The following is a 26,369-nucleotide window of genomic DNA, read 5'->3' as shown; positions in this document are numbered from 1 at the left end:
CGACCAGTTATCTTAGCTGACATGCTTATCTCTAGTACTACTAAAAATAAGCTGTTTATTTTGAAGTATATTCAAGCATAATGAAAAAATTGAGGCTCCGCTCACGGAACCTCAATATTTAGGGGTAATCTATATCAGTATCTTGTTTATGCGACAGCCATTCTAACCAGTATTGCGTAAGCCTGCTGCTAGCGCATTGATACTACGGATTAATGGGTCTTCAACTTGCAGGTTCTCGCTATCATTTGAGTCCTCTGCTTGTCTAGAACGCTTTAACAGCTCAATCTGTATATAGTTGATCGGGTCTAGATAAGCGTCACGCCATTGCAGGGATGAAGCAAGGTTTTGCTGATTGGATAATAAAGAGTCTTGTTCAAGCAGAGAGTTTAAGCCTGAATTGGTCAGCGTGTATTCATCGGTGACAGCTGTCATGATTTTTTCGCGTAACGGCTCATCATCACACAGTTGGCTATAAGCCTCGGCAATATTCATCTCTGACTTGGTAAAAGCCATTTCGATATTGCTGATAAACACGCTAAAAAATGGCCAGTGCTTATTCATCTCTTTCATTAATGCTTCGTCAGCTTTGACACTATGCAGCGCACTACCGACGCCATACCAAGCAGGTAGGGTAAAGCGTGCCAATGACCAGCCAAACACCCAAGGAATCGCTCGCAAGGTAGTTTTACTTGGTAGGCCTTTTTTGCGATGGGCAGGACGTGAGCCAATGTTTAACAGAGAGATTTCTTGAACAGGCGTCACTTGCGAGTAGAATTTATAAAACCCTTCGGTATGATCGGTCAGCTCGCGATAGCGTTGTTCACCTGCGTCTGCTAAGCGTGCAAACAGCGCTTCATACTCTGGTAACTCAGTAGGTTGCACCACAAACCTTGAAGAGCAGGCTTTGAGTGTGCCCGTGATACCCATGGTCAGCTCAAATACAGCGGTATCCGTATTGGCATACTTAGCATATAGCACTTCGCCTTGTTCAGTCACTTTAATCTGACCATGTAGCGTGCCAGCGGGCTGTGCAGCGATGGCATTATGCGTTGACCCACCACCACGGCTCACAGATCCGCCGCGACCATGGAACAGTCGTGTTTTGATGCCATATTGCTCAGCGATATGGTTGATGGTTTGCTGTGCACTATAAAGCTGCCATGCTGAAGTGATAATGCCGCCATCTTTCGATGAGTCTGAGTAACCCAACATGATCTCTTGCGTGTTATCGGTATTCTGTAGCAGTCCACGATACAGTGGGTTGTCTAACACGGCAGGCAAGATTTTATCGATGTTTTTAAGATCTTCGATGGTCTCAAACAACGGTGCGACAGGTAGGTCAGCAGACAATTGACCGTCAGCATCAATCGTACATAAGCCTGCAAATCGCATTAACAGCAACACTTCTAGTAGCTGACTGGCATTATTAGTCATTGAAATCACGTAACTGCCAAAGGTGTCTTGACCAACCAATTTGCGTAGGGTAGCGACTGAATTCATCAGCGCTAACTGCTCGCGTGTTTTGTCTGCTAGGTTGTCAGTATAAATGAGCGGTGTGCCCGGTTTTTCTAGCAAGCGTGTCAGCCACTCTCGACGCTCTACTTCACTGAGCGCTTGATAGTCTGGTAGGTTAGAGGCACTGGCAAAAATATCGGCAATGACTTCGCTATGATAAGACGACTCCTGACGGATATCGAGCGCCGCCAAATGAAAGCCGCAGGTTTTGACCAGACGAACGACATCGAGCAATAACCCATCTGCATGTGCTGTGTCATGAGTATTCACGCTATGACGGATAATGCGTAGGTCTTCTAATAACTCTTCTGGATTGCGGTAAGCGTCTTTTTCGGCCTCGATATCCGTGCCTTTGCTTTGAATGCGGCGATTGGTGGCTTTGACTTTAGCAAGAATGATAGAGAGCAGTCGACGATAAGGCTCGTTGCTGTAATCATCGAGATTGTAGTCAAATACTCGCTGATCGAGTTCGTCATAACTTTTGATTTTGGCATACACCTCAGGCTCGACCGTCACGATCGTATCACTGTGAATGAGCTGGCGGCGCAGTTTTTTGATCAACACTTGATAGTGACGCAACACCGTGTCTGCATGCATTAGGACGGCACGTTCTGTGGTTTCAAAAGTCACAAAAGGATTGCCATCTCTGTCGCCACCGATCCAAGAGCCAAAGCTAATAAATGCAGGTAGTGGATAGTCTGTCAGCTCTGGGTAGATATCAATGATGGCTTTTTTAATATTGCGATACACTTTAGGAATGGCATTAAACAAACTGGCATTAAAGTAGTGCAGTCCATTATTGATTTCATCATAAACCAATGGCTTACGTGTACGCACTTCATCAGATGACCATAATAAGTCAATCGTTTGTGCGGTTTGGTCTTTTGCCTGCTCGTAAGCGACACTGTTTTTATCCAGATTGTTTAGCGCATCGCTGTGTGTGAATAGGCTTTGCAACATGTTCATCGTTGTGCGGCGACGAGCTTCTGTAGGATGGGCGGTGAATACAGGTATAAACTTTAGCTGATCAATCAGCTCTTGCATTTGGGCAGGTTCGATATTGCGCTCACGGCACTCAAGTAGCGTACGACGGAACGAGCCTTCCCAGCTATGTTCTGACTGCATGCGTTGGGCGTGGCGTTGCTCACGTAGGTAGTTTTCTTCACTTAGATTGGCAAGGAAAAAATAGATAGAAAAGCTACGGATGACATTTTTTAAGGTTTGATTGTCTAAAGAGGCAATGAAGTCGATGAGCTGCTGCTTGTTTTCCTCGTTAGGCTCACGGCGTTGTTGAATAAAACCTTTGCGTAGAGTTTCAATCGTGTGAATTGTTTTTTCGCCAGTTTGGCGAGAAATCGCATCGCCTAAAAATGATCCTAATAAGCTGATGCGCTCACGTAATACGTTATTATCTATAGTCATCATTAACCTTCTCATTAAATGGGTTGGCAATATATGAAAATCATGATTTTAATATATTGTTATTGACGGGTATTCATTGGCTGCTTTTATTATTTTGACTGTCCAAGCAATTTACCACACTAACCATAGCAAAACTAATGTGCCACTGGTATAAATTTTTCTCGCGGAATGCATTTAGAACTTATCAAAATTATCAAACAACTTACATTCACTCTACGACAGTACTTCAAAATGAATTCACTGTCGTTTAATAAAGTTGCTTTAAGATATGAAGTTGCGATCAAGGGTATTGCTATAGTCGGTTCAATATAATTTCGATACAAGGAAACCGAGTGCAAGTTATACATTAGTATGCTTAGCGAGGATGACGATGTAGCGGATTTATATGGACTTGACTATATTGAATTAGCTGGCTAGTAGCCAATAATCTAGGGCGTATCATCCTTTAGATTGTGGGTCTTTATATCAGAAAGATGGATGACACGCCCTAGCGTGGTGCTTTTAGTCTTACCTTTTTCAATAATATTAACTATTTTTGATGGGTTTACCAAGATCTACGATGGCTTCCGCATCGATAGTAGTAGGTAATTTTGCTTGCTGACGCTTATCCCACCAAGCAAAGATATTTGCCAATACAGAGCCGGATACAGAATGCCAGATACAAGCAACGGCAGCAGCGATGGCAGATTCTGCATTACCAGGGAAAAACTTGGTACTTAAACCCGTGGCCAATCCTGCATTTTGCACCCCAACCTCAATCGATATGGTGCGTTTTTTGGCTTTATTCATACCAAAGAATGCGCCTGAGTAGTAGCCCAATACATAGCCGATGATATTGTGTACGGCAATGGCTAAAATGACAACCAATCCTGATTGTAAAAACTGACTGCCAAATACGGCTGCAACGCCACCGACGATCGCGGCAAAAGCCAAGACAGCAACGCCTGGCATAATGGCACGTACATCATTAAACCAGTGCTTGTTGTGAAATAAAATATTTAGCATAGAACCAATAGCGACTGGTAACAACGTCACTAGAAGCATAAAGCGGAACATGCCCCAGCCATCCATTTCTACAGATTGACCTACCAAATAATTCAACCAAAGTGGTGTTACTAAAGGCGCAATGATGGTTGAGACAGTGGTCATACCTACTGAAAACGCAACATCACCTTTAGCCAGATAGCTCATGATGTTCGAAGACACACCACCTGGACAAGTGCCGACTAAGACTAAACCGAGTGTCAAGCCGGGTGAGAGATCAAACAGTCTTGCCACGCCAATTGCCAATATTGGCATCACGGTATATTGAATGATAGAACCAATAAAAATATCTAGTGGGCGCTTGGCCAATACTTTGTAATCTTCTTTGCCTAACGTCATGCCCATAGCAAGCATGATGACACCCAGCACGATGACTTGGGTATCGCCTGTTACCCAAGAAAAAGTCGCAGGCTCTATAAATGTCACTGCCGCTGCCAAAATAATAACCAATGCTGTAAATCGACTCAATTGCTGACTTATCATCCCTAAAAACTGCATCTCTCACTCCTTCTAAGTCGAAAAATACTAAAGTATAAGTTTAAAACCGTTGTATTTCCAATAGGTTTGGGGTATTTTTAGCCAACAATAAGTTGCTATTATGACAACTTTAAATATTTTCCATTTTTGATACAGAGGGGATTATTTGGTAAAAATTACGGATAGCTGACCATATCGTTACCTTTCTTTAAATTCCACAATTTTAGATGCCGTTATAATTCCTTATGATTTAGTGTATGTAATCTACATAACACTTTATTTATGAAGCATATGTATAAAATGCTATGCAGATTAACGTCATTCTTTGCAATAGTGTTATATAGTTAGTATACTAACAATTAACATGCTAACTAAATAATATCTAATATGCCTAATCAACCTTATCAGTTTCACTTTTTTTTGCATTGTGGTCATCTCATCGAAGAGCGTCTACGTACCAAACTGACCCCTTTGGAGGTTATGCCGCGTCAAGCACGCGTGTTAGATGCGCTCGGAAGAATGGGGCAAGCATCACAAGTGCAGTTGGCTGACGAGTTTGGATTGTCTGCTGCAAGTATGAGCACGATGACCGCACGCTTATTGACAGCGGGTTTAATCGAAAGGCGTGTCGATGAGCATGAGCTGCGCAGTAACGTCCTCAAGCTCTCCAAGCACGGGAAAGGTCTATTAACGCAGATTTATGAGGTATGGCGCGAATTAGATCAAGAAATATATGAGGCGATAGGGTCTGAAAATGCGACGCAACTTGCCAGGATTACTCATGAGCTACGCAATGCGTTTGGTGGTTTTACACCAGGCGAGAATAGCTCAAATTCAGAAGAATTAGCTTCCGCATAATTAACTTTAAAACAGTCTTAATATTAGTGTTTTTATAAGAGATTTTTCACCTATTCAGTCTAACTAGCTATCAGGAAATTTACGATGTCGACCTCTATTCAATCACTTGTTCGATCAAAAAATATTATCAAACACCTATCTTTACTGACGTTACTAACCACGTCTTCTTACGCCTTTGCGCTCGATGTAAATTTTGTGGATAGCAAATGGGATGGAGCAACGATACCCAAGGGACAACAGTGCCAAAAATTTGATGGGGTCAATCCAGGTACGCCCAAGCTGAGCGTATCTGATATTCCAGCAGGGTCAGACAGTGTAGTGTTGGTATACAGTGACCGCGACTCTAAAAAAATGAACAATGGCGGGCATGGCATTATGAATTACACCCTACCAAAAGGCGCAACTGCGGTTCAGTTACCGATTGTGGCTGGACACAGTTATGAGATGCCAAAAGGGTTTGAAATAATTGCAGAACATCGCGGTGCTGGCTGGGACAAAGAGGGAGCCTATATGCCACCTTGTTCTGGTGGTAGTGGCCATGAATATTACGTCACGGTTCAAACCTATAAAGGCAATACGGTCACTGCAGAAACCGTGTTAGAGCTTGGCAAGTTTTAATCGGTAGCGTGGTATTCGTTATAAAAAACACGACCATTTTCACCTGCGAATCGACTAAAAAATAGTCGCTGTCAGGGTTATAAGTGTCAATGTCATTAGAGCCATGGTCGAATACCAGTGACAAGATTAATTTTTTTTTGATAATTTATGATAATTACTGTTCACAATAGAGGGTTTATGAAAACAAAGATACTTTACAATAGCATACTGATCAGTATGGCATTAACGCTAACCGCTTGTAGTCAACTTGCTGAGCAATATTCGGTAGAAGCTGCTAACGAGACTAGTCAAACGCTATCAGTTTCAGAAGCTGATCGCATTGCTAATGGTGGTGTTGATATGACACGCATCAGCCAAGATGCCCTTGTAAAGGCCCCTGAAACTGTAGACTGTACATTAGAAAACGGCGACGCTGCCAAGTGTGCAAAGATAGTGGTCAAGCATCAACCTGATAACTTGAAAATTGGGCCGTTTTGCCCAGAGACGCTAGATGACAAAGGTGGTGTCTGGAACTGGGATGGCGAAAAATCAGGGCTCTATCGTATCGATGAAAAGTTTTTGACCATGTTGGAGACGCAGGGTTACCAATTCTATGACGCTGACGGCAAGGTGAATATCGTCGACGTGCGTACGACCCAGCCAACGGTCAGTAATGCCTGCTTGTCTGCCTCGGCTGATGAATCGGTCGAGATGACTATTTTATTGCCATTGTCGCCTGTCAAGTCTGACGAAGAAACCAGTCTAGGGACTGTGGCCAAAGTTGGGTTGGCTCTTGATGGCGTGCCTATTTTTGCGGATGCGCCTTCAGTGCTACAAACCGGACACATGCCTGCGCTCGACACGTGCGGCGGCCATATTGATCCGGGTGGCTGGTACCACTGGCATGCCACCTCAACAGACATCAACTCAGTGTTCGAGCATGACCATGTCGATGCTAGTTGTGCCCTAGAGCAGAAGGCTGATGCCCTGTTTGCCTATGCTTTTGACGGTTATGCTATCTACGGTAGCGTGGACAGCGATGGCAAGATACCGACCGATCTGGATGCCTGCAACGGACACACCAGCGCCACCCTTGAAAACCCTAAAGGCACTTACCACTACCACGCATCGACAGAGTTTCCGAACTTGCCAAGTTGCTTGAGCGGTGTAGTTGCTCAGGATAACTTCACGACCACTGCCAAACAAGGCATCGGTGCTGAAAATGGCACAGGAGCAGGAGGTCCAGGCCAGGCTACGCCCCCAGGTTTTGATACGGCAGCGACAACACTTGGTGTTTCAGAAGCTGACTTGTTAAGCGCGATTATGAAAAATGGCGGAAGACAGCTCGACACTGCCGCTGCTGCCAAAGACCTCGGTGTGACCGAAGCGGCGTTGAAAGCTGCATTACCCAACCAAGATTGATCTCGTCAACCCTTTGACTTGCTAAGCTTTTGCATACGGGTCTCATTTTATAAACCCTACAAGCTACAACAATAATTTGTGTGGCTTGTAGGTTGGGTAAAATTCTAGTCATCTCCATTTTTTGTCAGACTCATTAAAACTTTCTAATTGTTAACAATTAATTTATATATGGAATTAATCAATTATTCATATAAAGAGGACACTATTCATGCAACTTTCTACTGCCAAATTTGGCTTAAGCTGCTTAGCATTGACACTAGCATCGGGCGGACTGTTCGCTTGTAGTAGCGAGGTGTCGAATACCAATGCAAGCGCCACGACCAGTGTGTCTAGCAAAAATGCAGATACCGTTATGCCTTCGGTACAACCGTCTTATTTCTTGAGTGATGGTTTGGTTGAGCCTATTAGTAAGGTGTCATGCTCGTTGTCAGATGGAAGCACTGGTGAATGCTATAAAATCGTTACCGAAAACAAGCCAAGCGATACAGGTATGGGGCCATGGTGTCCAAGCAATATTGCAGATGATGCCTCAAAAGGGGGTATTTGGTTAGAGGATGGTGAGGTTCATGATGTTGATGGTGAGTTCATCAAAAACTTATCACAGTTTTATGGTGACAGTAATTGGAATATGTACAACAAGACCACTGGTAAAATCATGAAAACCTCAACACTTGAGGAATGTGTGGCTGCGGCAGACCCTAAGGTTGGTGACGAATACCGCAACTATTGTGTTGAATGCTTGCCAGAATATGTAGAAGACCTGACCGATACTTTCTATATTCCAGTCACACCAAAAGCCTCAGCCAGTATCACTGAGTTCGGTGGTCCAGGCCCTCAAGCTAGAGGCCCATCGGTGCGCGGTATTGCCTTTAATGGCGTACGTTTTGATGCACCAGCGCCTGTCAGTAATATTTTGTCAGCCTATACGATTGCACCGTTTGACGATGCCGGTGGTCACATCAATTCTCATGAAGGTTACCATTATCATGCAGCTACTGGTGTGACGACCAAAATTGCACAAGACGACGGTCATGCGCCAATGATTGGCTATGCGCTTGATGGCTATGGTATCTATGCCAATACTGATGCAGATGGCAACGAATATACCGATCTGGATGAAGCACGTGGACATTATGATGACGTGAGAGGGTATCATTACCATGTGGACAAAGCAGGCAATAACAACTTTATCGACGGACTGCGTGGTGTGTATGCGGAAGACTAGTTTGTCATCAACGACGTTTGCGTGCTTGGCTGCATTTGGGCTGAGTATCGTGAGCGTCAATGCGACTGCCCACAATCCCAATACCTCGACTTTTATACTGTCGAAAGCCGCTGATGGTAACTACTCTGTGCGTTTAGACGGCGCATTGACTGGGGTAGAGGCGCAAATTAACGAAACGTACTCGCCCGATGCGTACAAAACGGCGGAGGAGTTTCAGCAGTTAGCCAATGAGCACTTTATTAAATCATTGACCTTATCTATCAATGATCAGCCCATTAAGGTAATAAACCCTAATGTACAGCTGGGTCACGGCACACAGTTCTCTGCCGAGGCGCAGGGTATTGGTGATACGGTTGAATCTATTGATTTGACCAATACGTTCTTTAAAGACTTACATGGCAACCGAATGACGGTCGTATTGCTGTCTGACCAATTTCCAAAGACGCAATATACGCTTAGTGATAGCAATCAACATCAGCTAAGTCTAAAGTTAGTTGATGGTCAATGGCAACAAAATAACAGCGATGCACTGCCTATGGCAGGTGATGCTCAACCGCATACTCATGATGAAAGTGGTCAAGAAGGACACCCTCATGATGAAGGCAGCCATGACGAAGATGGCCATGCTGAAAGCAGCCATGACGTAGATAATCATGCGCATGAATCTGCTGATGATCTAGCACTAGATAGTGTTTTAGATGATGATAAAATAAAATTAGCAAGCACACCGACATTGGCTACAGCAGACAAAACCTTGTTTGGTTCTGTTTATGTCTTAGGCATTGGTGCTGTGATAGTATTGCTGATAGGCGCAAGATGGTTTTTTAAGAAAAAACAGTAAGTGCTTATGTAGAATACGTACTGGAATTTATTGATGAACTACCCGCTACCTTAGAGGTAGGGGGTTTCTGCGAAGGTTTGTTAAAAGGCTAGCTCAAAAGAGCTGGCCTTTTTTATGTCCTGCTCATTATTCAGACTGCTATGGTGTCAACTTCGCTAACCATACTAATAGATAGTACTCGGTTTCCTTACTCATTGCGGTGTGATTCAAACGCTTATTCTGCTAAAAATATAACTTATTATCACTATAATGGTGGTGATTATCTTTTATTAAAACTAGAGTCTGGTGTTCCTTTAAAGCATTTTAATACCCATGGATAAGCGTCAGTAATATAGTAGCCATAGCTTCCATTAATGGTCATACCGTTACATTCATCCAAATCGCCCAGGCTTTTTACATACTCATAGTCATCGATATAAGTACCATCATAACTTCCACCGGGGTTAATACCATTTTGTGCTACACGAGTGCCTGATTTAAGTTGGTAGCTAGAAGCTGCCTTTCTAACGGTGCCATTATCATCGAAATATGAGCCATAAATAGGATAACCATCGGCTGCAAATCCTACGATAGGTGATTCAATTGCTTGATCTGAATGAAACAGAGCATTTGGATTGCCATGGTAATGATAAGTACCATCTGGCTGAGTATGGGCATTATGTGAATCTGTCCCAAAGCTTGATGCAGGTGACATAGGGTCGTATCTAAAAGGAGCATTCATCTTGTGACAACCAATTCTGCCATCACCTATGCCGAAACATCCCGCTGCCATCAAATCTAATTTCACACCATTTAGAAAAATCGCATTATCTGTTCTTAAAGAAAGAGGTGTTGTAGACGCTGCAGGGGTTGGTGTTTGAGTGACCTTAAACGTTTTATTGACTTCTGATACAGCAGTTGCAAAATGTGCGCCACCATCATTGAAGTTATGGTTGGGTATTGAGTTTGTGTTAAACAAACATTTACCATTTTCTAATACTATTTCTAAGTTCCCTTCAAAATCTAAATCTCTTTGAATATCCAAAACATCAGATGTATATGTGTTTGCATATTCGGCACAATTCGTTGCTCGGTTTTCTAATATCTTATTGGTAATATCAATGCTGTCATGCGTATGATTTTCATTTTCACCATGAGAGTGGTGTTCAGGAGTGGCAATATCTGTACTAGTTTGAGAGGCGTCATTAGCATCCGCAATATAGCCATTACAACCACTCAAAATACAGGTAGTTAAGAAAATATAATAGTGTCGCATACAGCTGTCCTTGATAGATATGTTAGATAATATTTGAAGTAGTATGCTAACACTAAATAGTATCTAGTCGATAACCTTTGTTATTTTGGATTAAATATTTTTTAAACACGTAAGCTACTGATAGCTACTAATCTTGTGATTGTTTATCAAGCTTTTATAGCTGTGTGAATGCACTGTTATTCAGGGTACTGTGATTAAAGGCGCTTTGGTTGAAAATGCTACGACTGAAGAAAGTTATAGGAAGCTATAGAAAGGTATGAAATAAAGGTAAGTGTCTTCAAGACGTTAAATATAGTTGAGTTCAAATAATTCCGATACAAGGAAGCCGAGTGCAAGTTATACACTAGTATGGATAACGAGGATAACGAGGATAACGAGGATAACGAGGATAACGAATTTATATGCATTTGACTATATGATCTAAAGTGATTTGCTATACTTTATATAATTTAATCCATCAATTACGCCCTAGCGACTATAAACCTTTCAGCATACCTCAAGGCTATTTAATTGAACACTGTGTCTACACATCTTTCGTCTACGACTCGTGCGCCATCAAAACCAACACGATTTCGGCATCTGTGCATTGCGTTATCGATATTTTATCTGCTTTATAACGTGACGACTTTGTATAGTGTTTCATTATACGAGATAGCCCCTTCGAGCATTCATAATTTGGCCACGCCGTTCGATATCGCCATTCCTTTCATTCCAGCTATGATTGTTCCTTATAGTTGGTCGTTGATTTTATTTGTGGTCAGCTTTTTTTTAGTACGGACATCTACGCAATTATCCTTACTGACATGGCGCTTAATCTTGGCAACCATTTTTGCCTGTTTGATTTTCTATTTTTATCCTGCTAGTTTCTCATTCAATCGAGTGATACCTGATGATTGGACGCAATTCGGCTATCAGTTTTTGCAGTTGGTGGACAAGCCATTTAATCAGTTGCCATCTTTGCATGTCACTTATGCCATATTGCTTGGCGTGTCATTATGGGATGTTGCAGAGTCCGAAAAACTTTGGATTTCAGTCGCTTATCGATTATTGCTTATTAGCATATGTACATTGATAGCACTTTCAACGGTGTTGACATATCAACATCATTTGCTAGACATGCTAGGCGGGGCAGTGTTGGCCGTTGCGGTGCTCATACTCTCAAGTCGAATCCGTAACGCACTGGTAATCAAGTATTTAGTACTGGGTAGCATTGGGTTTTTATTGATAGCGATAGGAGGGTTTTACCTTGCCAATATGAGTATGATAGTGTCTGAAGTTGTAGAAAACTTAGCCATTATTATTGCTTCATACTGGCTGATCAGTTTTATAATGTTGGCTTGTGCCTATCAACAGGCCAAGCCAATACGGGATACACGCTGGTTTCAAAAGTCCAATAGTGGAAGACTCACCATATATACTTGGATGAAGTTTGCGCCAATCATTATCATTTATAATGGTATGTCATTTTTGGGACAGTGGTATTTTAAAGTTGCCTCGAAAAGTCAAAGACATCTGCTCACACCATATGCTATTAATGATAGGGTCAAAGTTGTGGCTTCCCCTCGATTGAGGCAGGCTGATTTGCATAGCCATTTAGCGCATTGGCTGTTTGACTGCACTTCATTAGAATGGCCGAGTTTGCCAGAAAAACTGCCGTCCTCAGTTCATTATCAGATTATCGTCATTGATTTAGCTGCTGAGATATCTAGTCATGTTTATCATCTTGAAGTAGCTGCTAACGGTATCACTAAGATGCCTGTTCATTACTTATATTTGCCTTTACTGGACTTGCAGCCATTGAGTGATGTATTGCTTAAAGATTATATTGATCTATTTAAGCGACTTGAAGCTTTGACACAATCAGCAGAAACGCGAGCGATAAACGCTAATAATGAGAGTCAGGTAGAGGGTAGTCAGGTAAAAGATGGTCAGGTAAAGGATAGCCTCACTACGATTATCAATTTCCATTGCGTGATGGGGTTATCACGTAGCATCGGCGTGCAGGTTTTATATTTATTATATTGTGGTACGCTAACCATTCATAGCTATCAATCGTGGATTGAACAGCATTATCCACATGCGCATCTTTCAGAGCATTATCTGCCACAGTCATTGGTAGAAGCGGTGGCCAATTATAAATCTATCGAATATCCAACAACTCCTTAATGCACATTGATGTCAGTGGGTCTGTGTCTACTGGCTTCTCTTTATTTACTCTTTACCTACTGTTTAATTCCTATTCAACTATGGAAATATCTATGAACGCTTCACTGCCTTGCTTGTACTCTTTTCGTCGCTGTCCCTATGCTATGCGTGCTCGTCTTGGTTTATTATTTGCCGAGTTACCGGTAGAGCTACGAGAAATCACGCTAAAGAATAAGCCAGAGCAGATGCTAGCGATTAGTCCAAAAGGTACGGTACCAGTATTACAGCTTTCAGATGGGTCGGTGATTGAAGAGAGTGCAGAGATCATGATGTGGGTGCTTGAGCAAAAAGATCCGCAAGGACTGCTGGATGAAAGCGTTTTATCTCAGGGCAAATCTTTGATGGCACAAAACGACAATGAGTTTAAACAGTGGCTAGATCGCTACAAATATGCCGATCGTCATCCTGAAATGACTCAGACAGAGTATCGACAAAAAGGTGAGGTTTTTTTGCAGGATTTAGAAGCGCTACTGATTAAGAATACGTATCTACTAGGCAATAGCGTGACTGTTGCTGATATTGGTATTATGCCGTTCATTCGTCAGTTTGCCCATGTAGATCGTGATATCTTTTATAGTTTGCCTTATCCGAAATTGCAACTATGGCTAAAAAATTGGTTGGCGCATCCATTATTCATACAAGCCATGACGAAGTTTCAGCCATGGCAAGAGGGAGATGCGGTAGTGGTTTTTTCTTCTTAATATTAGGGCGTGTCCTCAATTCAAACGAGTGTCCTCTAAATGGGCTGAAAACAGCTAAATTTTGCCAAACATCGTCAAATAGTTGGTCAATATCTCGATATTATCTGCACTATTTTCCTCGTTTGACGGCAATTTATCTCATTTTTATCACCATTTTTAAAATGAGGACACGCCCTAGGGTCTGTCATCAGTAGACCCAAAGCTGTAAGTCTAATACAGTCGTGTAAATAGACATGAATAACAGCTCTCTTTACTTATCCATGTTTTCTATCTTGTTCGAACTTACTATCTTTGTGCTTTGTTTTGCTGTCATGATGCGCGTCTTTCTGCTTAGCTTTTTGTTTTGCTCGCAGCTCTGCATCATGCTTGGCTTTTTGTTTCGATTTCAGATCTGAGTGATACTTTGATTCTGCCTTATGTTTAGCTTTGGCTTTAATTTCTGCATTGTGCTTGGCTTTTTGCTTGGCCTCTATCGAATTTTTTTGTTTTTGGGTCAAATGATGCGTATCTGGTTGGGGCGCAGCGTTTGCTTGACCAATCGCAGCAAAGCAAGTAGATACAGCAATTAGTGAGCTGATGGCAATGTTTTTCATGTTGAATTTTTTCATGGTAAAGCCCTTTTAAGCTCATTATAAGCATTTATTAAGTGGTTAAAGAGGTATGAATATAAATTTGCTCTATCGAACGACGACCACTTTTTTTGTTGGATGTTTTGCTTTCGCTACGACAACTTGCTTGGCCTTATGTTTTGCTTTAACAACGACCACTTTTTTCGCTTTAGGCTGGACTTTTTTAACGACTACTACTTGTGTTGCTTTAGGTTTTTCTTTGACAACGATCACTTGTGGTGCGGCATTTGCTGTGCCGACCATTGCAAAGCAAGTAGATACAGCAATTAGTGAACTGATGGCGATATTTTTCAAGTTAATGTTTTTCATAGTAAGGTCCTTTTAATCTCATTATAAGTATGAGTATTTATTGAATGGTTAGAAATATAAATAGAACGTCGCTCTATCGAATAAGGAAATCATAACGGATTGCAGTGTTACGTACGTTTATGAAAGTTAAAGAAAGGTGACGTTTTCTAGCCAATATTCAATCATTCACACTAACGCACGTGAGTTGTGCGAGTGATAGGAAAATTAGCAATACTCTAGAGAGGATACTTACTTAATATCATTACTTTGCTTTTCCCTTTGAGGGTTTGATACATTCTGATAAGCTTGTTAGTCGCTATAGTAAGCGACTGTATTATTAATGGATTGTGATACGAATAGAGTTTGCTGTTATGACAGCGAGCAATAAGCTGGCGAATGATATGTTGCTTGGTGAGTATCCAGACTATCATTGAGAGATGAGTCAGACAGCATGTTGGCAATAGGCAGGGGGTACGGAATTTAGAAGAGTTGCTAGCTGATAGTACTAACTTATTATTTATACAAGAAAGCCATGACTGAGTTTCAGCCATGGCAAGAGAGAAGTGATGTGGTGGTTGTTCCTGTTTAGTACTAATTAGCACTGAGTTTTTCTAACCCATCGTTAACGTACCGCCATAATTTAGATGGCTCTCACTTAAATTAAGCCCTCAATAGCTCAACACTGACTTGAAAGTAATAATCATCTTTAATAGTCACGCTGACATTACCTTTATGAGCTTGTGCAATCGTTTGGACGATTGATAATCCTAAGCCCGCTCCTGTGTGCTTGTTGTCTGTCTTATGATGACGATAAAAACGCTCAGATAATTTATCTACCTCTAACTGTATCATTGGCTCATCTAAACGATTGGTCATCACGATTTTTATAGGAGGCTGCTTTAATGCAGGTGATGATACCTTTTGTAGACCACTCCTAGTTGTATGCGTCAGCGTTGAATCTCCAGTCGAAAAGGCTTCAATAGTGATGCTACTATCACTCGCTGCATAATAAGTGGCATTTGATATCAAATTGGCAAATAATCTCTGCAATAAACTTTCATCTCCCAATACGGCTTGGAAGTTACCTGTCTTTTGAAAGGTAATGTTACGCTCTTCCGCTACCAGCTCATAGTAAGAGATAAGGTTGGTCATCATTGACTCGGTATCGATATTATTGAGCTGTGAGTCAGACAGTCCTTTTTGGGTTTTTGCGAGCAGTAGCATATTGTTGATTAGCGCAGATAGCTGCTCAAGGGTGTCATGCTGATGATGCAGTTGTTCGACATATTCATTGCAGCTTCTATTTTTGCTGAGCATCACCTGAGTTTGGGTGCTGAGCGTGGCAAGCGGAGTGCGTAGCTCGTGCGCAATATTATCTGAAAAGCGAGACAGCGATTCAAAATTGCTTTCAAGGGTTGCCATCATGAGATTGTAAGATTCAGCCAGTGGTCGTAGCTCTCGAGGCATATCAGTAACGATGACTCTTTCATCCAAGCGCTCAGGATTAATGCCTTTCATTTTTTGGACGATGGTAGATAGCGGTGCAAAACCCCAGTAGACACTCATGGCGGCCACTGATATCAGTAGCAGGGTGATAACCCCTAAAATAATACTTAACTGACGATTGAAGTGTAATAGGTATTGCTGATGAACATCGATAGGTAAGGCAATCAGTGCCAATGTTTGGTTGTTTTGAATAATAATGGCATGGTAGTTTTTACCGTTCATTGCCAATGAAAACTGTTGCTCATGGTAGGTGTCCCATAATGGCAATACTTGAAAGTCTTCGGGTAAAAAGGCTGAAAATCCGCTAGGGGCGCTCGATAGCAGATTTCCGTTTTTATCAAAAATAAGGGTTTTTATATCGTAATCAAGCCATGAAGAATGCAGGTGATCCGCATCAGCAGGTGCAGATAATGTCAAAGCATTAGATAAAGTCGTTTGTTCATCAGTGCTATTGACACGCTTGCGCAGGTTGAAGGCGGCATGAGACAGCATTTCAGTATCCATTTGATCGAAATGGTTACTGACAGAGCGCTGAACCCAGATATAGATGATGGCTTGAGAGATAACGACAAATATCGTTAGTAAGAAAATAGTACGCCATAACAAAGGCAAGCGCCGATTGTGGATATTACTCTTCATTGTGTGCGTACTCAGCGTTGTCATTGCTATCGTCGGGTACATCTAACTTATAACCCATACCTCGTACGGTATGAATCAGTTTTATATCAAAGTCATCATCGATTTTTAGACGCAAACGACGAATGGCAACATCAATGACGTTGGTGTCACTATCAAAGTTCATATCCCAGACTTGAGAGGCAATGACAGAGCGCGGTAATACCTCGCCATGGTGCTCTAAAAAGAACTGCAGTAGAGAGAACTCTTTAGCAGTAAGTTTTATGGTGGTGTGACCTCTATTGACTGTGCGCTTGGAGAGATCCATCTTTAAGTCTGCGATTTGCATGATGCTGCTTTTATAATCTGCTTGATTAGCACGGCGTAGCAAGCTCTTGATTCTCACAATCAATTCAGCAAAAGCAAAAGGCTTGGTCAGATAGTCATCACCACCAATCTCAATACCTTTGATTCTGTCGCTCAGATCATCTTTTGCCGTCAAAAATAATACAGGCGTATAGTTTCCAGCCGCTCTATAATTGCGGATTAACTCAAAGCCGCTAATGTCTGGCAACATGACATCCATGACTACCACGCTGAAATCATCCGTCATCAACGCATGATGACCATCTAAACCAGTCATATAGTGGTCTACAATAAAACCTGCTTCGGTTAAGCCTTTTTTGACATATTCACCGAGTTTTATTTCATCTTCAACCAGTAGTACTTTCATATTTTCTCTATTTAGTATGATGCGCGTATTTATCATAACTGAAGTGCATGGGCATGGGCGTGAATAGGGTAGATGCCATTAATGCTATCAGGTGTCTAGGATTCAAGTTATATCAGTTTTTGATGCGTCAATTCTGTGTGGCAGTATATGTTTGATAGAAATCATACAGCTGACATAATCATAGAATTTCAACGTCATATTAAAGGAAACGGTCGCGCATTAGAATCCAAAGACACCAACATGACAAAATTGTCATGTTGGTGTCATCTATCAGTCAGAATCAACCGTGTATACTCCATGCTGATTTAATGGACTGTAATGTCAATCCTGCTAGCCCTATCACTTTTATTAGCATCTAATCAAACCAATAGAATTTCCTGATGTGGTCACTCAAATCAATGGCGGCTTGATTGGTGCATATTGAAACACAAGCATATCTCAATATTAAATTAATCTTGGTACGAAACAAATTAGAGGCGGTCTTATGAGACACGAGAGTAGTACTTATACATATAGGCATCGCAAGATATCGAGTCATATTTTATTAGTGGCGCTGACATCGTTACTCTTTGCTTGTAGCCAACCAAGTACGGATGCACAGAATATACAAAGTATATCAAACGATAAATCTGCCACTACTGACTCGCAAGCAGTACAGACAAGCGCTGCTGAGATAGAGCCAGTCATGACTCCTGTAACCGACTCGTCTACATCACTTAAAAATGTTTCAGCCACTGTCTACAAAACGCCAGATTGCGGCTGTTGTGAGGACTGGATAGAACACATAGAAAGTCATGGTTTGGATGCAAGTGTTCAACACCCTGAAGACTTGTCTTTATTTAAAGATCGTTATGATGTTCCGCAGCAGATGCGTACTTGTCATACCGCTGTTACCGCAGATGGCTACGTCTTTGAAGGTCATGTGCCTGCAAAATATATGGCGCAGTTCTTAGCGAGCCCGCCCGCCCAAGCCATTGGCCTTGCTGTACCAGGTATGCCAGTGGGCAGTCCTGGTATGGAGCAACAAGATAAATTTATGCCGTACCAAGTAATGCAGATGAATAAAGATGGCACAACAGAAGTATATGTTGATATTACGTCTGCTCAGCAGCAACTATAGCCCTGTATGGTGTGATCATTATCAATTATTAATATCGAGCACCTTATACCTATTATTATTAACAAAACAACCTATTGAAAATGAAATGCTTTAACATCATTTTTGATATCAGTACTATAAATTTAGAACCATGGAGAAATATAATGATGAGCGATACCGCTATGAATGGATCAATGATGAACGGAACCATGATGCAAGGTATGGGCATGGGTGGCATGATGATGTGTATGCTATTTGCACTATTGCTATTTGCAGTACTCATATTAGCTGGCATCGCACTGATAAAACACTTACGCAAGCCAGCAGCAATTGCATAATAAACGACCGTATCTGGCAGCAGGGGATAGAGATAATGTGTCTGTCCCAAGTTGTCAGAGGTTGTTTTAAGCTGATGGTTCTCGACGGAGCGTTTGATTCAGTGTGATATACCATAAATAGAGATGAACAATTTAATAGGGCTGGCAATTTAATAAAATTGCCAGCCCTAATGGTATGGTGATGACGTCATTTAATATATTTTCTAATGCTCTGCTATCAAATGCTTATTAAAGGATTGCCAGTTATAGTCAATCCTCTATAAATTGGGTACGGTGTCAGTCTCGCTTAGCCTACTACTCGTAGCACTTTCACTCGGCTTCCTTGTATCCAAATTATATTGAACCAACTATAGTAAAAAAGGTTATTCAGGGTTGTCATTAATGAACGTAACCAAAAGCTCGCCCAATGTTTCACCTTGATCTTCTTGAAGGAAGTGCCCACCATTAGTAATAATCGTATGGTTTTGGCCTTTAGTTCCCGGAATAAGCTTTTGCATTATCTTATCACCACCGTTAGTGACCGGATCTGAATCGCTGAACAGAGTGATGAACGGTTTTGTCCATTTACTCAGTTCAACCCAAGCCGCACGGTTATTGTTTGAGGCAGGATCATTCGGTGTTGTAGGTACGAGTACAGGGAACTGTCTAGCGCCTTCTTTATAAGACTCATCAGGGAATGGTGCGTCATAAGCGTCGATTACCGCCTGTGATAGCTCTGTGGTAGTACCGCTCTTGATAGCACCGCCTACATTGAATAGTGGCGTTTCTTGTGAGAATTTTTGCCATTTGCGAAAGCCTTCCCCTGGATCATGGTCGCCTGTAGGGAGCATGGTATTACCAGCGGCTACCCGAGTAAATTTATCTGGGTGTGCGGCTACAAGACGAAGTCCGATCAGACCACCCCAATCTTGACAAAACAGGGTAATGTCCTTCAAATCTAATTGATCAAGTACCGATTGCATCCAGTCGACGTGACGCTGGTAGGTATAGTCTTCACGAGACGCAGGTTTGTCTGAACGTCCAAAACCAGGAAGGTCTGGGGCAATCACACGATGACCAGCGGCAGTTAATATTGGGATGACTTTGCGATATAGATAAGACCATGAAGGCTCTCCGTGTAACAATAATACTGGAGCGGCATCTTTTGGGCCTTCGTCGAGGTAATGCACACGTAGTTCACCCCCTTCGCTATCGTCGACCATTAAGTAGTTCGGCTCAAAGTCGTAATCAGATAGGTTCGCAAAACACGAATCAGGGGTTCTAAGTACTTTCATATATCATCCTTGTTATCGTTTAGGTCCATTAAATGTGACTTTAGGGTAGGGCTTTTGGTACGTGATGTAATAACTATACTCTATCTACTTCGACATTCTATCTACTTCGACGGGTAGTCATCTTAATCAGCAGAGGTATCTACTATAATGAACAAGCTCGCCTTGTATATTTAAAAAACACTTCAAATAAAGACTATATCTTACATACCTTTGTTCATGCAACATAGAGAGTGCTGAAAAAGGTATGAGTGATATGGCGTATCAATAGGGGTAAATTCAAACTTCATTAATAAATGGATTGTTGTATATAGGCTTTATTATTTATGAACAAGCTTGGTATAGGCTTTACCTAATACCACGCCAAAGACAATGTGTAGCATCAAGGTTGCGATAGGTATCATGACACCGCTTGGCATATCTAAGCCAAACATCGCTTTGCCCATTATTGGCATCACGGCAACCATCATCACAAGCCAACCTACAAAACCTATCCCGATACCTAGTCCGACGAAGTTTCTATGTAAATTATTACCAGATGCTAATGCGATGCCAATACCGTAGCCGATAGAACCAATCATAAAGTGAGCCACCAAAGCAATGGCTTTACTACCACCCATTTTGGATGCGATCATCGCGATGATGTCAAAATCAGGCATTAGTCCCATCATACTTTTGAACATGAGTAGCAAAGACATGACGATAGTAGCGATAAAGCCTGCAATTATTCCTGCTATATATTTATTCATGATAAATGTTCCTTTTTTATAGTTTTATAGTTTTATAGTTTTATAGTTTTATAGTTTTATAGTTTTATAGTTTTATAGTTTTATAGTTTTAAGGTTATTTTTTCTTTTTTGATATAATTTGCTCAACCAGTGTGACAAGATCTGACGCTATAAAGTTAGGGGTTGGAACATTAGGCGCGGGTAACATAGCGTTGTAAGGCCGTGTGAGAAATGCCCCTTGGCAACCAGCTGCTTGTGCGCCAATCGTATCCCAAAGATGAGAAGCCACTAGGCACATATCAGACATCTCAACTGACAGCTCGTTTGCCACCATTTGATAGGTCTCAGGTGCAGGCTTGAACTTCGCTACCGTCTCAACACTAAAAGACTGCTCAAAAAATTCACTCAATCCTGCTTTTTCAAGTGGTGTAGGGGAGGTGCTACTCGCTGAATTGGTCAATGTCACGAGTCTAAACCCTGCCGCACGTAGTTTGGTCAAAGCAGGTGCAGCGTCAGGATGAGCGGGCATATTACCCATGCGAGTTTTGAATTCTTGGATATCATCATCGGTGAGTGTGACTTGATGGATATCAGCTGTCATCTGTAATGCGCCAACACCGAGCTCACCGAAAGATGTATAAAGACTGGATAAGGTCATGGCTTGCGAATACAGCACCAACTGAGCGAACCATTCTCTTAATATATTTTCGTTGTCGAACAGACGAGCAAATAAAGGTGTGAGGGTATCGATATCTAGTAATGTCTCATTAACATCAAATACGATGATTGAGGGAGATAGGTTAGAGGGCATAAAAGCTCCTTTTAATATATAAGAATTTTAAATATAGGTGCTTTGCAGTTATAAGTATTAGAGCAACAGCATCAGTAGCTATTACAGTAACTGGACTTAAGCAAGCATTCAAGTTAATTTGAGTAATCACTCAAATTTAATGGTTAAGCTCAATCGAGATTTTTAAATAGCTCGCTTCGCTTAACTTGCTTATATTCTTTCGCTTAGAAGACTTGGTTATATATCACTGAAGAGCATTGCGAAAGTTTTGAAATTCTTCAGATTGATCAAGCAGACTGCTGCCAAGCGAGCGCAAATCATCGACTTGCTCAGGTTGCAAGTGAAAAGTCGTTGGCATTGCATCGAACTTTGCACGTTCGTTTTTATCTTTCACTTGATCAAAGGTTAATACCGAAAAATGCACCTCAACTTGAGGAGAGTCTGAGTCGCGCTGAGCATTCACATGCTCACCCCATTGCAAAAACTCTTTTTTAGCCGATGAGACAGTCTCGTTATTCAAAGTACCTAATGCGACCTCACTAGCAGCGGAAATGGTATCAAGAAAACTAGGATCTTTACTCTCTATTGACCACTCATGCTCTGAGTAGGTTTGTGCATTGGCAATGACGATTAGCACTTGTTTGACCTGACGCAATTTGTCAGGGCTAAATGCACCAGCCATATTCGGGACGTCGCCATATTGAGTCACAGGACTCATCATCGAGCCACGAACGCCTAGATTATCGGTGACACCGCCATCTACCAACCGAAGGACAGGCATGCGATCTGGCTGTGAATATCGGTCTAATGCACGGGCAATTGCATAACTGCGCGGTAGATGATCGTCTTGATTTAAAGCCTTATCCACCCAAGGTTGCCCACGCTCGGAGCAGTCAGAAAAGTTACGTAGGGCGATGGGAGCAAAGATGCCAGGCACAGACGAAGAGGCCATCACTGCATTGGCCACGGGATAGCTCGATAAATCTGAACATAAAAAATCAAATTGCTGCTGAGTGAATGAGAACGTCATGGCGTTATTTAGGTCACTGGCATTGAGGATGACATAAGGTAGTTTGCCTCGACCCATATCCGCAAAGGTCTTTTGCTGAAACAGACTGCTGTCTAAGTTATCCGCTACCAGATCGCCTCGATTGTATTCAGAGCTGCTCATAGCGATTAGGCTTTTTGGGCGTAATGCAAGCTTGATCAGCCGAGACTGCCAGTCTTCATACAGAAACTCTGGCGCAAACTGCTTAAAAATATCATCACCAAACAAGCCGTAATAAGCAGCGGTGTAACTGCCACCTGATACTGAGGAGATGACATCTACTTCATCTAACAGTCGACGCTCGACGCCATTGATAGTCACGGGTGTATCACGCAGTTTTTCGAGCACGCCGTAGCTAAGCGCTGCTGCCCGTGTGCCACCACCAGAAAAGGCGAGAACCACAAAGACATCATCTGAGTTTTGGGGCAAATTATTATCAAAGTCGTAACGAGTGGTGGTTTTATCCGCTATGGGTTCGTTCCAGACTCGTTGCGTACAACCCGTCAATAGGCTAGATATAAGGATAAGCATTAAGAGGAAAAGGATGAAGCGTAATCGAGGCGCAGCTATGTAGTGTGATAGCCTTTGAAGTAGGCGTTCGTAGTAAGTAGATAGATATATACGCATGCAAACTACCTCAAAATATATATAGTCAAATCCACATAAATTCGCTACACCGTCATCCTCGCTAACCATACTAATGTATAGCTTGCACTCGGTTTCCTTATATCGAAATTATTTGAACTCAACTATAGGTCAGGCCTCTTGTCTCTCAGTTATTTCAAAGCGGCTATCCGTGACACTTTTTATGAGGTTTTAGAGAGCGTTTGACGATTATTGTATTGACCTTTCTTATGATAGATAGCTGATGCGTACAGTTGATAATGTAAATGGCAGTCAATATAGTCAATCTTCTATAAAAGAATGACAGCGTTAACCTCGCTTGAAGTATCCCATATACATCTGCACTCGGTTGCCTGGTCTCTCTTTTAAACTGAATCAACAATAATACGATTGCTACATATAAACAGTAACGGCATAGCAATGGTCAGTCAAGATAAAATTAAGTAGTCCTTCAGTTTTGATAGCGGCGTGTTTAAGATCGATACCTCTAGAAGACAGGTATTTTCGTTTTAATATAGAAATGGTCTGCTCTAAAGAGCGCTAAACAATCATGCGGCAGCCTGAAGTCTGATGATTGAGAATGACCATATATTAGCCGTCCTTAGCATACTTATTCGCTAGGATCAGAGCCAGGTGGAAAGTCATGGCGTAGCTGAGATACGTTGTCAGTTGTCACTATATCAGTATAGTTATTTAAATCGCTATGCACATATTGGGTAACCGCAGCTATCTGCTGATCATCCATCATGCTATGAAAAGAGGGCATACCGCGCAATCCGTTGATAAGAATGCTAATAATATAATATTTAGACTCCATTTTACTGTTGTTGGCCAACGGTGGGTAGTAACCCGCTCCCTGTGCACCTTCACCTTTGAGCATATGACAGCCTGCACATGAGTCGTCATAAAGCTTCTTACCATCCGTAGCGAAAAACCCAGTTTTGCCTTGTGTACTGCCTTCAAATTTGGCTAGCCATTTTTGCAGATTGGCATCGTTACTCATTTTTGGTATAGCACTGACGTCGACGATATCCATAGGCGGGCGTGTCAGCGCTTCTTTTGATAGATAGACACCACCCCAAGCCCCATTATTGCGGCTAGCTTGATCGTCAAACACCATGGGCGCTGTTTGCTGGCTGGCGATAGTAGCGGCGTTCTCGGTTCTATGCTGACTACAGCCTGACAACGTTATCAACGCTATCGATCCACCAACAACGAGGGTCATTATTGCCTTACCCGAGCTAAGCGGGCTAGATGATTGGATTGGGTTTGATGTCACCATATTCATGATTGTTCCTAATGTGCCTAGTCTCATTGTTATCATTCTTGCTTCAACGCCAGACTTGTTAACCAAAGACTTATTATTTAAAGATGTGCTATCCAAGTTTCTTGGCCTTTTGATGTAGGCGCTTGGCTGCGTCTAGCCCTGAGAGTATCGCACCTTCTTGCCAAGCAGGAATATGAGAACAATGCTCACCCGCTAATACAATACGATGGTCAATACTACAAAGCGACTCGTAATACTGCTGACGGCTCGACTCACTCCAAATGCCATAGCAGCCGAGTGACCAAGGAATACGATGCCAAGCGACTGATGTACCTGCGCGGAACTCTTTGGTGTATTGCGGATGAATATATTTGCCATATTCTAAAGCAACGTTAATTCGCTCTTTTGGCGTTAACGCATTGAATTTATAAGATGCTTCTCCAAAGCCATAAGCACCTAATAACACGCCTGAACCTGAGGTAAATAAATCTTGTGAAGGGTAGGAGATTTGGGTAATGGGCAGATCCGTATAAGTGATGCCGCCGTATATCCATTCATCCTCTTCCCAAAATCGTCGCTTAAACTCAAGTCCTACTTTATAGGAGGTGTCATAAGGCACTGCAGCCATGGCTTGCTTCATTGGCTCTGAGACATTGATGTCAATTTGCGTCAATACTGACAGTGGAATATTGCAAATACACCAATCAGCACGAATACTTTTAACGCTACTTGTTAAGTTACCGCTTTCAGAGTTGCTGGCATCGACATAATCAACCGTGACACCCGTTTCATCTTGATGAATCTTAGTTACCTTAGCATTGAACTGAATCATATCGCGGCATTCACGAGTGAAAGCATCACCGATTTTACCCATACCACCAACGGGCTGGAACATAGCGGGTTGATGCACATGAACCGTATAGTTGTTATAGAGATCAGACCACATGCCTGAACTGAGCAGTTTGTCCATTGGAATGGGCGTAGAGGGTTGGGCATCGGGCATCAGCCCACCACCTGGATAGACACTATAACCACGATGTTTCCCCGTTTCATGGCTTCTGACATAGCGATAATCAGTATCGAGCACGCCCCAACCTTTGAGACCTTCTAACAGTTTTTCTTTGTCTTCTTTAGTCACCGTATCATCCAAGCTGCCTTTATTGACGGCTTTGGATAATAGCTCTGATACATAGCCACGAATATCGCTTTGCACGTCACCCAAGCGCTGCGGCGCACCATTGAAGTGGTTGGTACGATGCAGGTAAGCACGATCATTGGTTTGAATAAAGGGCTGTAATGCCACATTGAACTTTTTGCAATAATGAAAGACCGCATAGTGATGCACGGGCAGTCGCCATGGTCCACCATTGAAGTAGTTGCCTTTTTCGAAGTCGCAGGTGACTTCTTCGCCTCCTAATTCTGTGTATTTATCCCCGCTATTTAGCGTCCAACTGCGTCCTCCGCCGCGATTTTGGTACTCAAGGACAGTAACTTTATAGCCTGCTTTGCGTAATTCATAAGCCGCTGTCAGCCCACCCAATCCAGCACCTAGGATAACGATGCTGGCCCCAGCAGGTGCGCCTTTTAGATCTATTTCTTTTTGAAAGCTAGACTCGGAAGCGAAGCCCAATGTGGTCATTGCCTGATACATGGCCGTCGCGCCAGCCGTCTTACCAATCATCGAGAGCAGTTGTCGCCGTGTAGGGGAATGCAGCAAATCTTTCATTTAAATGTCCTTGTGGTGCTCAGTCTCTATATTGCTATAGTCAATCCTCTATAAAAGAGTGACAGCGTTAACCTCGCTTAAAGTATTACATATACATCTGCACTCGGTTGCCTTGACTCTCTTTCAAACTGAATCAACTACATGA

General features: G+C 42.2%; 22 protein-coding genes. 9 read left to right on the top strand and 13 right to left on the bottom strand.

Annotated elements, in window-relative coordinates; all coding sequences use genetic code 11:
• Window positions 1-162 precede the first annotated feature (162 nt).
• On the bottom strand, window positions 163-2,937 hold the full coding sequence (gene ppc / locus AAEY75_RS01240) for a phosphoenolpyruvate carboxylase (protein ID WP_197217315.1): 2,775 nt from the start codon (window positions 2,935-2,937) through the stop codon (window positions 163-165).
• Between the two features lie 525 nt (window positions 2,938-3,462).
• On the bottom strand, window positions 3,463-4,479 hold the full coding sequence (locus AAEY75_RS01235) for a bile acid:sodium symporter family protein (RefSeq protein ID WP_197216988.1): 1,017 nt from the start codon (window positions 4,477-4,479) through the stop codon (window positions 3,463-3,465).
• A 366-nt stretch (window positions 4,480-4,845) separates the two neighbouring features.
• On the opposite strand from AAEY75_RS01235, the gene AAEY75_RS01230 reads away from it, so the two are divergent.
• The 5 genes from AAEY75_RS01230 to AAEY75_RS01210 all read left to right on the top strand — a co-directional run bounded on the left by AAEY75_RS01230 (window position 4,846) and on the right by AAEY75_RS01210 (window position 9,401).
• Window positions 4,846-5,316 carry a MarR family winged helix-turn-helix transcriptional regulator gene (locus tag AAEY75_RS01230; RefSeq protein ID WP_197216990.1) on the top strand — a complete coding sequence of 157 codons (471 nt, stop codon included), beginning with the start codon at window positions 4,846-4,848 and terminating at the stop codon, window positions 5,314-5,316.
• Window positions 5,317-5,400: 84 nt separating this feature from the next.
• A complete protein-coding gene (locus AAEY75_RS01225; RefSeq protein ID WP_197216992.1) occupies window positions 5,401-5,934 on the top strand; it encodes a YbhB/YbcL family Raf kinase inhibitor-like protein in 534 nt (177 codons plus the stop codon).
• 177 nt (window positions 5,935-6,111) lie between these two features.
• Window positions 6,112-7,335: a YHYH protein gene (locus tag AAEY75_RS01220; RefSeq protein ID WP_352257909.1), complete on the top strand. Its 1,224-nt coding sequence runs from the start codon at window positions 6,112-6,114 to the stop codon at window positions 7,333-7,335.
• Window positions 7,336-7,543: 208 nt separating this feature from the next.
• Complete coding sequence (locus AAEY75_RS01215) at window positions 7,544-8,560, top strand: YHYH protein (protein WP_352257907.1); 1,017 nt, start codon at window positions 7,544-7,546, stop codon at window positions 8,558-8,560.
• On the top strand, window positions 8,547-9,401 hold the full coding sequence (locus AAEY75_RS01210; protein WP_352257905.1) for a hypothetical protein: 855 nt from the start codon (window positions 8,547-8,549) through the stop codon (window positions 9,399-9,401). Before AAEY75_RS01215 ends, AAEY75_RS01210 begins: the two co-directional genes overlap by 14 nt.
• A 259-nt stretch (window positions 9,402-9,660) precedes the next feature.
• Here the strand turns inward: AAEY75_RS01210 and AAEY75_RS01205 are convergent, their stop codons facing one another.
• Window positions 9,661-10,656 (bottom strand): YHYH protein, encoded by a 996-nt coding sequence (locus tag AAEY75_RS01205; RefSeq protein ID WP_352257903.1) that lies wholly within the window; start codon window positions 10,654-10,656, stop codon window positions 9,661-9,663.
• Window positions 10,657-11,175: 519 nt separating this feature from the next.
• On the opposite strand from AAEY75_RS01205, the gene AAEY75_RS01200 reads away from it, so the two are divergent.
• A complete protein-coding gene (locus AAEY75_RS01200) occupies window positions 11,176-12,822 on the top strand; it encodes a phosphatase PAP2 family protein (RefSeq protein ID WP_352258240.1) in 1,647 nt (548 codons plus the stop codon).
• A 92-nt stretch (window positions 12,823-12,914) separates the two neighbouring features.
• Window positions 12,915-13,562, top strand: a complete 648-nt coding sequence (locus AAEY75_RS01195) for a glutathione S-transferase (RefSeq protein WP_201551590.1) — start codon at window positions 12,915-12,917, stop codon at window positions 13,560-13,562.
• Between the two features lie 254 nt (window positions 13,563-13,816).
• Here the strand turns inward: AAEY75_RS01195 and AAEY75_RS01190 are convergent, their stop codons facing one another.
• The 4 genes from AAEY75_RS01190 to AAEY75_RS01175 all read right to left on the bottom strand — a co-directional run bounded on the left by AAEY75_RS01190 (window position 13,817) and on the right by AAEY75_RS01175 (window position 17,333).
• Window positions 13,817-14,170: a hypothetical protein gene (locus AAEY75_RS01190; RefSeq protein ID WP_201551588.1), complete on the bottom strand. Its 354-nt coding sequence runs from the start codon at window positions 14,168-14,170 to the stop codon at window positions 13,817-13,819.
• A gap of 69 nt (window positions 14,171-14,239) precedes the next feature.
• Entirely contained in the window at window positions 14,240-14,500 is a 261-nt protein-coding gene (locus AAEY75_RS01185; RefSeq protein WP_201551586.1) for a hypothetical protein, read from the bottom strand.
• A 639-nt stretch (window positions 14,501-15,139) separates the two neighbouring features.
• Window positions 15,140-16,624, bottom strand: coding sequence for a histidine kinase dimerization/phospho-acceptor domain-containing protein (locus AAEY75_RS01180; protein ID WP_352257900.1), 1,485 nt, complete (start codon window positions 16,622-16,624; stop codon window positions 15,140-15,142).
• The gene (locus tag AAEY75_RS01175; RefSeq protein WP_352257898.1) at window positions 16,614-17,333 is read right to left on the bottom strand and encodes a heavy metal response regulator transcription factor; all 720 of its coding nucleotides are present in this window, start codon (window positions 17,331-17,333) and stop codon (window positions 16,614-16,616) included. The genes AAEY75_RS01180 and AAEY75_RS01175 overlap by 11 nt, the downstream gene beginning before the upstream one ends.
• A 484-nt stretch (window positions 17,334-17,817) precedes the next feature.
• Between AAEY75_RS01175 and AAEY75_RS01170 the strand changes: the two genes are divergently transcribed.
• Window positions 17,818-18,453 carry a DUF411 domain-containing protein gene (locus tag AAEY75_RS01170; protein WP_194196394.1) on the top strand — a complete coding sequence of 212 codons (636 nt, stop codon included), beginning with the start codon at window positions 17,818-17,820 and terminating at the stop codon, window positions 18,451-18,453.
• 143 nt (window positions 18,454-18,596) lie between these two features.
• Entirely contained in the window at window positions 18,597-18,770 is a 174-nt protein-coding gene (locus AAEY75_RS01165) for a hypothetical protein (RefSeq protein WP_201551579.1), read from the top strand.
• Between the two features lie 362 nt (window positions 18,771-19,132).
• Here AAEY75_RS01165 and AAEY75_RS01160 read toward each other — a convergent pair whose 3' ends face one another.
• From AAEY75_RS01160 to AAEY75_RS01135, 6 genes are all read right to left on the bottom strand, one after another.
• Window positions 19,133-20,044: a haloalkane dehalogenase gene (locus AAEY75_RS01160; protein WP_201551578.1), complete on the bottom strand. Its 912-nt coding sequence runs from the start codon at window positions 20,042-20,044 to the stop codon at window positions 19,133-19,135.
• 317 nt (window positions 20,045-20,361) lie between these two features.
• Window positions 20,362-20,790: a DUF6789 family protein gene (locus AAEY75_RS01155; protein WP_352257895.1), complete on the bottom strand. Its 429-nt coding sequence runs from the start codon at window positions 20,788-20,790 to the stop codon at window positions 20,362-20,364.
• A 94-nt stretch (window positions 20,791-20,884) separates the two neighbouring features.
• Window positions 20,885-21,580, bottom strand: a complete 696-nt coding sequence (locus tag AAEY75_RS01150) for a haloacid dehalogenase type II (RefSeq protein ID WP_352257893.1) — start codon at window positions 21,578-21,580, stop codon at window positions 20,885-20,887.
• Between the two features lie 223 nt (window positions 21,581-21,803).
• Window positions 21,804-23,036 (bottom strand): patatin-like phospholipase family protein, encoded by a 1,233-nt coding sequence (locus AAEY75_RS01145; protein ID WP_352257891.1) that lies wholly within the window; start codon window positions 23,034-23,036, stop codon window positions 21,804-21,806.
• Between the two features lie 805 nt (window positions 23,037-23,841).
• On the bottom strand, window positions 23,842-24,456 hold the full coding sequence (locus tag AAEY75_RS01140; protein WP_502944359.1) for a c-type cytochrome: 615 nt from the start codon (window positions 24,454-24,456) through the stop codon (window positions 23,842-23,844).
• A gap of 151 nt (window positions 24,457-24,607) precedes the next feature.
• Window positions 24,608-26,224 carry a flavin monoamine oxidase family protein gene (locus AAEY75_RS01135; RefSeq protein ID WP_352257887.1) on the bottom strand — a complete coding sequence of 539 codons (1,617 nt, stop codon included), beginning with the start codon at window positions 26,222-26,224 and terminating at the stop codon, window positions 24,608-24,610.
• Between the last annotated feature and the right edge of the window lie 145 nt (window positions 26,225-26,369).

The organism is Psychrobacter sp. TB55-MNA-CIBAN-0194, assembly GCF_040309505.1.
Lineage (GTDB): Bacteria > Pseudomonadota > Gammaproteobacteria > Pseudomonadales > Moraxellaceae > Psychrobacter > Psychrobacter fozii.
This window is presented reverse-complemented; position numbering and strand designations above follow the sequence as displayed.